This is a genomic window from Psychrobacter sp. TB20-MNA-CIBAN-0197, assembly GCF_040309765.1.
Classification (GTDB): Bacteria; Pseudomonadota; Gammaproteobacteria; order Pseudomonadales; family Moraxellaceae; genus Psychrobacter; species Psychrobacter submarinus.
This window is the reverse complement of the sequence record NZ_JBEOPC010001471.1, coordinates 1-232: the sequence shown is the minus strand read 5'-3', so window position 1 is coordinate 232 and position 232 is coordinate 1. Positions and strand designations below refer to the sequence as shown.

The 232-nt window shown below is 62.9% G+C and carries 1 protein-coding gene; it reads left to right on the top strand.

Annotated elements, in window-relative coordinates; all coding sequences use genetic code 11:
• The coding region (locus AAEY83_RS18850) for a hypothetical protein (protein ID WP_502945234.1) at positions 1-232 on the top strand (232 nt) is incomplete at both ends.

The following is a 232-nucleotide window of genomic DNA, read 5'->3' as shown; positions in this document are numbered from 1 at the left end:
CCCCGACACCCTCGAACTCGGTTTGCTCGCCCAGGGTCGGTTGCTGGACGACGCACTGGCGGCGATTCCCGCTTCGACTCCGGCAGTCGAGTTGTACACCCTGACCCTTGGCGGCGACGGCAAGCAAAGCGTGTTCCTGCGTGAATCCGACTACGTCGCCAACATGCTCAACACGCGCTTCGGCGCCTTCGGCCAGATTCGTCTGGTCAATCATCGCGATCATCTCGGCGAC